This window comes from Halobacteriovorax sp., assembly GCF_041587335.1.
Taxonomy (GTDB): domain Bacteria; phylum Bdellovibrionota; class Bacteriovoracia; order Bacteriovoracales; family Bacteriovoracaceae; genus Halobacteriovorax.
Window position 1 is genome coordinate 1 of sequence record NZ_JBFGYP010000140.1, and the last position, 6,868, is coordinate 6,868.

The window sequence follows — 6,868 nt, forward strand, 5'->3', positions numbered from 1 at the left end:
CTCCTTGGTAAAAATCTCCTTGAAGAATACTTAGTTCACCTAGAAGTAGAAGCTGAAATGGTTCAAAATTTTCAGGACACGATATACTTAATTCTTCAATTACAGTTAATTTTTCGTAAAAAAGAGTGGAGCTTAAAGACTTATCATCTTTGGAATTTATGAGTATAAGAAATGCCTTACAAAAATCATCATAAAAATTTGTACTTACAGAATACGAGTACGGTAGAAGATCTATCGATTCATCTATAATTGATGTTGCTCCAGAAAACTTGTTTCCTAGAATTAAAGAAAATGTCTTAACTGAAAGATACATGCTTAGGGCCATTAGACTATTTGACTCATGGCAACTAGAAACAAATTCATCATGCGTAGGAATACTAATTTCATTTCCAATAATTTCATGATTTCCCAACTCATTAACAAGAATGGCCAGACCAGTAAGGGTATCTACTCCTAGTTGATTAGGATGCTTTGTACAATACTCAATACCTGTTATGATATCGGCTTTTAACTCATTTAAATTTCTTGCTCTAAAAAACTGGTTATAGGGCTTAAATAGTTTTATAAATCCGGCCCAAAGATATTCTCCAGCATCATGCCCTGCTGCAAATCCCCTATCATTGTATTGATCACCTTCAGAAATATGTTGTGTCCAAAACTGAACATGGTTGGCCATAGTATGACAAGCGCGACAAATTTGACCAAGATGATCATATTGTTCCGCGATTAGAATTCCAAGTTCGCAAAACTTACGTCCTAATTCATGTTCATTAAAAGAGCAAAGAACGATCCCATAAGAAGCATATCCTTTAGCAGACTCAGCGACAGATCCATACTTGATTGAAGTTTGAACCATTTTAGCTACAACAATACAATAAAGGCTTATATTACTTAAGTAACAAGGTGAATCCATATTAATGAGAATACTCATCACAATTTTCATTTTGTGATCGCTCATCTCTTCAATATTTTTCAATGAAGTAATTTCTCGCCCATGCACCATCTGTGTAACGGTCTTCAGCTCTTTTTCTACTGATTCCTCAAGATTATCCTCAGGTAGGGAAACCCCTAAAAAAGAAAGAGCTCTTCTACCAGTTGAGATTGCATCGGCATACCTTCCTTGTGCTGTACACTGTATGACAAGTTGATTTAACAGAAGAGCTTTAGTCGAAGGATTTAGATCTTCTTCCAAATGACATAGAATATAACTTTCTGAATCATCATATTTACTATTTAAATAAAGAGATTCAGATTTCTCTAAAATAATATTTGAATATAAGCTATAGTCATTTCTAATAAGCTCCTTTAAGCGATCGGCCATATCTAAATAAACCAGAGACTGATTAAAGGCAGTAGAGTTCTTAGATTGTATAGATGCTTTATAGTTAAGCTCTGCAAGCTCAATTAATTCTTCTTCAGAATGGAGCTCTAAGCTTATGTTAAAGTGATTAGCTATTTCAGTAATATCTTCATAATTTCCAGAATTAAAACTATTTAATAAATGTTCACCAACACTCTTATGCAGTAGTGCCCTATTCTCCTCATCCATAAGTTCATAAGCAGCCTCCTGAATTCGATCATGAGAAAAATTAATCTTATCATCAAAGGTATTTATGTATGAGAGGCTTGTCATTTTTTCAACAAATGAACTTAATCTACTTCTACTGCTTTCAAAAACATTTAAAAGTAGAGGCATACTTATGTCATTGCCTAGAATAGAGCAAACAGAGAGGAACTTCTGTAGATCTAAATTTAACAATTTCATCTCATTTAGAAGTATATCAACAACATTATCTGAAATCGACTGTTTACTAAGTTTCTCTAAATCACATGTCCAAGTTCCATCTACTTGAGTTAAGATATTTTCTAACTTGGCGTATTTTATAAATTGCAACACGTGAAATGGGTTCCCTGCTGTTTTCTCAATTAAGCATTTTGATAAATCAGAATTAAAACTATTCTTTCCAAATGAATCATTTAGGAGGCAGTCAATATCTTCTCCATTGATAGGTTCAATTTTATGAAGATTAAATTTCTTACTATCTGTATTCAATAATTCGTGGAGAGGATGATCAGAAGTAACGTCATCTCTAAATGCACCAATAAAAATGAAATTATTCAAATCTTCTAAATTTAGAATTCTATGAATTAATCCAATGCTTCTCGCACTTGCCCATTGTAAGTCATCTACAAACATGACAATTTTCTTTTTTGATCTGTTAGAGATGAATTGAATTAGATTTGTCAGCATAAGTTCAAATCGTACTTGCGACTCAGATGGCCCAAGCTCTGCTGGCTCCTCAAGCTCACCTAAAATAGTTACTAACTCGGGAATAACATCAGCAATAACTCTTGCATTTTGTCCAAGGTGATCTTTAAGCTCTGCCTCCCAGCTTTTTAAAACATTCTCAGGTGCAGATAATACTTCAACAAAGAAAACAGAAATTGCTCTTAGGAGTGCTTTCCCTAAACTATCTCCAGAAAGCTGATCAAACTTTCCATTTAAAAAAGAAATTTCACTTGTAGAAAATGAAGATATCGCTTTTTTCACAGTGGAAGTCTTACCAATACCTGAACTACCTGAAAAAAATATAGCTCTTCTATTTGAGGAATCTACACTAGATACAGTGTCTTGAATAATTTCAATTTCTCGTTTTCTTCCATAAACAACGTGTGACAACTCTAAATGCATTTTATCAGTCACAGCTTTTCCTATTTTAAATTTAGAACGTCTTTATTACTGAAGGTATTTTCTTCTTCTGATAAAATGAATGTTACTAAATCAGAAAACAAATTAAGATTAAATGGTTTTAAAATAAGGTGAACACTTTTAAAACTCTGTGCCATTTCTCTAATTTGTTCTTCAAGATCATGAAAGTATGCAGTACTTATGATTATTTTTAAATCTTGAGAAGTATTTGATAGCTTCTCCATGACTTGAGTTCCATTGATACCAGGAGGCATTAACATATCTAGAATAAGTAGATCAATTGTTTCTTGCGTATTATTCTGTAGTATAGACAGTGCTTCATCCCCTTGATAGGCATGAAAAATATCAATGTTAGACATATTTTGACTGGTATCAATCGCCAGCTGTTCTAAGAGATCATTACTTAATGATTTCTTTTTCTTACTGTCTTTAGTGTCAAGAGTCATGGACAAAACATCATGAATGTCTTTATCATCATCAACAATTAAAACGCGAAAATTTCGATTCATCATAAGCCTTCTTATATCTCTACATGTAAGGTAACACCTTAAAGTTTATACTAAAACGGTATGAGAATATATCTACAAGAGTATTCATTTTACCATAATTTTAAGAACTGTGATCTTGTATATTCCCCTCTATCTATCTGATATTACTCCCCACTAAATTACCTCCTTAAGTTATGTATCAATACTGCCCTAAACTTCACAGTAAAAAGCTAGAAATAGCACTAACTACGTTTAATCACCTTTTAAACAATTTAGTGCCTGATATCTATAAAGCTATAAAGTATTTTTTTATTTTATCTAATTCTTACGTATTCATCACATCTAAAAACTTTCTAGGCCTAATGAGATAAAAAAGAGTGAAGAATTCTTATGAATAAATCATTTGTAGAAAAGAAACTAATAAATATACTTAAAGTTTCAATATTTTTTTAAGAGGTATATTTTGAGATTTAATTATTTAATTACATTACTAATATTTTTTTCTAAAAGCATAAGTGCAGATTGTATTGTACAAAGCCTAGAAGAAAACAGTGCTAAGCTCTTTTGTGTTAATACAACAGAGACATCTTTTTTAATCAATAGCACAGGCCAAAAATTTAAAGTCAAAAATTACAATAACCTGCCATCAGTAGAGATACATACACATGGAGAAAGTCTAGCTATTGGTGAAACACTGAAACCTACTGAAGAGTTCTCATCAGAAAAGTTAACAACAAGTCAAAATCATTTCTCTCCAATCGAAATTCCAATTGATTTAAATCAATCATCGACGACAACAATCTTAGAGAAATTCAATCCATTTAAAAGTGAATCATTAAGAGTTTACGCTACCGCTCTACAATTATCTGGCTTTGCAATGGATGCAGAATTTGATGAAGATGTAGCGAAGATTGAACAAAAACAAGGTGAATTTAATTCACTCCCTTTAGATCTCATTATAGACTTAGATTTTGGCACTTCTGGACTAATATTACGTCCCGACTTTCAAGACAAGACAGGGTCCGTAGCTATTTATGCAAAAATTGATACTTTAGATATTGGTGGATATTTCAATGTGAACAATGTTAATGAAGACCTAAAAGTCTATGACTCTTTAACCACCTATTACGATTCGGAAAATGATGATAAATCTTATGGACTTGGTCTTATGTTGAGAAAAAGATCAATCTTTGATAGTGGTGAGTTTCAATTTACCCTATCTCTAGGATATCAGTACTCGAGTAAAGAATCATATAACAGAATCTCAGGTGCTACATCTGACTTTTACTTCAATGCCGCAGCTCTAGATACCGAGGTTGCGTATTATAAAATGATATCAAAAGAGTTTTTTGTTGGTGCAGGATTTTCATTGGGAGTTGGTGTCGGACATATAGAATATAATGTAGGAAATAATGTTCTTGCAGACAGAGTCACATTTGCAAATATAGAGGTTAACTTCTTGAAAGTTATGATGGTCTTCTAAAAACCAACAAAGTAACTCTTAGGAGTTGCTTTACCTTACTCTACATCTTGTATTAATAGAACAAGATTGACTAGTGTCTGAATCGAGAAATGCTCTTAAGTATAAATTAATACAGTAACTTGACGGATTTTTTTTAGTTAACATAAATATATGTTTTCAATTACTTAACAACGCACAAGTAATTTAGAAAAATGTAGTAATATGCGAAATATGTAAGATATCTGTGCCATATAAATACGACCTATGAAACAACACTCATGATGCATGTATAGAAAGTGTATAAAGATTAAACACTTTTACACCCATATGTAGATGTTTCAACTCTCCCAAAAAGTTTACTGAAATCGTATAAACTGAAATGAATCTATTGAAACTATAGTTTTTTAACAAAATCAACAAATGGGCATAACTATGAAAAGTTTTTTAATTCTCTTATCACTAATGATCTCTCCACTTAGCTATTCCGCATCCTACTCTTGCGACAATAGCGATTGTAATAAAGAGATAGCTGAGCTTGTAGCTGGGAAGGTCTTTGAAGACTCAGTCAATGGTGAGATTGATGTCAACTTTTCGCTCCTTAATGATAATGCATATGGTGCTTATGAGTTAGCGACTGGTGATAAACTAGGTAATGACTTTGGTAATACTCATGGTGTTCTTCTAGAGATCTCTAGAACTGATTCATTTAAAATTAATTATAAATTTGTCTACTTCTCTAATCTTTATACAGAAAGACAATCTGAAAAATATAATTCAGATCCTTACGGTAGTACTTACGACCAATACTTTACTGAAGAAAATATTATAAAAGTTGTAGTAAATAATAAAGCACAAGGTAAAGATAAGTATATTGAAGTTGGTGTCGGTATTATTGAACTGAACCATCAAGATGTTCGTAGTTTTCTATCTGCGGCCCAACAACAAGTGCTTATGCACGATGCGATGGGTTCATATCATCCAAACAACTTAGAGTCTGGTCGTGAAAATGAACTGGGTGGTTTTATTGAAGCAGGTGTTGGTAAACAATTCATTTACCAAGCAGATAACAGAAAAATCCGAATCGTTGGTGATGCTAAATTTAGTGGTGTCTTGAGTACAATTATGGACACAAGTAGTGTAACAGCTTCAGCTGGAGTAGATGCATACTACCAAGCCTCAGAGAGATCATGGGCATTTAAAGCTGGAACTAGAGTAAGCTCTACAATTCACAGGACAGGTGAAGCTCCAATGCACGAGTTAGAGGCATCTGTTGGAATAGGAAAAGGAAGTTATAGTTTTGAAATCATGCTTAAGAAAGCTTTTGCAGGCGATAAGCAAAACTACCAAGTTTACAACTATGATAATGACACTATTGTAACTCTAAACTTTCACAAGGTGTTTGGTGGAAATGATGACAAATATGAAGGTGAATCATATAAGACAGAATATATAAGCCCATATTAATAAATAATCACTTCACTACCTTTAGTTCTTTAAGGTAGTGAGTTTTACTCTTCATCTTTGATCTTGATCAATAAATAATAATTCCAATATATGTGTTAAATTTAAAGAAGATTTTAGGCACAAAAAAGCAACTTCTAGGAGTTGCTATACTTGTCTTTGAATTGGTGCCCGGGACTGGACTTGAACCAGCACGTCTCGCGACACACGCCCCTCAAGCGTGCGTGTCTACCATTTCACCACCCGGGCATAGATATTCTGTTAAATAAGGTAAGGGATAAGATACTAAATGGCAATGCTATGAGGTGATTTTTTGAGGAAGAAATATCGAATTATGGAATTAGCAGGAGAGATAACTAAACCCTCCCCTACGTATAGGAATGAAAAGGACTAATCTTCACTCTTCTTTCTAAAGCTCTTTCTTTCTGGATTAACTTTAAGCGGTCTCTCCTCAGAAGCTACAGGAGCTGCTGCCTTTTCTATAGTTCTTGGAGCTGTTTCTTCTTTATCTCTTCTAGAAGCAGGTCTTGAGCAAAAGTCTGGATCATCTTGCTTCTCGACAGGTCTTGAAGTATTTTCTTGAGCTGTTTTCTTATTAGCTAGAGAGTCATTGAACGACTTTGGAGCATACATCTCTCTCTTTATTCTACGCTCTTCGGCCTGAGCTCTAAGCTTAGCATCTCTTTCGTGGTCGATATGGTCAGTTCTAAAGCCCTTAGGTCTCTTTCCACCACCAAATCTCTTAAC

Annotated in this window: 5 protein-coding genes and 1 tRNA gene; 2 read left to right on the plus strand and 4 right to left on the minus strand. The window is 33.4% G+C overall.

Annotated elements, in window-relative coordinates; genetic code table 11:
• Both ABX784_RS14430 and ABX784_RS14435 read right to left on the minus strand, forming a co-directional pair.
• Positions 1–2,704 (minus strand): AAA family ATPase (locus tag ABX784_RS14430; RefSeq protein ID WP_372655765.1); only part of this gene is annotated, 2,704 nt, incomplete at its 3' end.
• A gap of 8 nt (positions 2,705–2,712) precedes the next feature.
• Positions 2,713–3,222, minus strand: coding sequence for a response regulator (locus tag ABX784_RS14435; RefSeq protein WP_372655766.1), 510 nt, complete (start codon positions 3,220–3,222; stop codon positions 2,713–2,715).
• A 439-nt stretch (positions 3,223–3,661) separates the two neighbouring features.
• Between ABX784_RS14435 and ABX784_RS14440 the strand changes: the two genes are divergently transcribed.
• Both ABX784_RS14440 and ABX784_RS14445 read left to right on the plus strand, forming a co-directional pair.
• Positions 3,662–4,681 (plus strand): hypothetical protein, encoded by a 1,020-nt coding sequence (locus ABX784_RS14440; RefSeq protein ID WP_372655767.1) that lies wholly within the window; start codon positions 3,662–3,664, stop codon positions 4,679–4,681.
• A gap of 411 nt (positions 4,682–5,092) precedes the next feature.
• The gene (locus ABX784_RS14445) at positions 5,093–6,124 is read left to right on the plus strand and encodes a hypothetical protein (protein WP_372655768.1); all 1,032 of its coding nucleotides are present in this window, start codon (positions 5,093–5,095) and stop codon (positions 6,122–6,124) included.
• 162 nt (positions 6,125–6,286) lie between these two features.
• Here the strand turns inward: ABX784_RS14445 and ABX784_RS14450 are convergent.
• A tRNA-Leu gene (locus ABX784_RS14450) sits at positions 6,287–6,370 on the minus strand.
• A gap of 141 nt (positions 6,371–6,511) precedes the next feature.
• Positions 6,512–6,868, minus strand: a 357-nt coding sequence (locus ABX784_RS14455; protein ID WP_372655769.1) for a hypothetical protein, incomplete at its 5' end; no start/stop codon positions are given.

Coding starts and splice junctions, on each gene's coding strand:
- ABX784_RS14445 (WP_372655768.1), top strand. CDS start 5,093: ATGAAAAGTTTTTTAATTCTCTTATCACTAATGATCTCTCCACTTAGC.
- ABX784_RS14435 (WP_372655766.1), bottom strand. CDS start 3,222: ATGATGAATCGAAATTTTCGCGTTTTAATTGTTGATGATGATAAAGAC.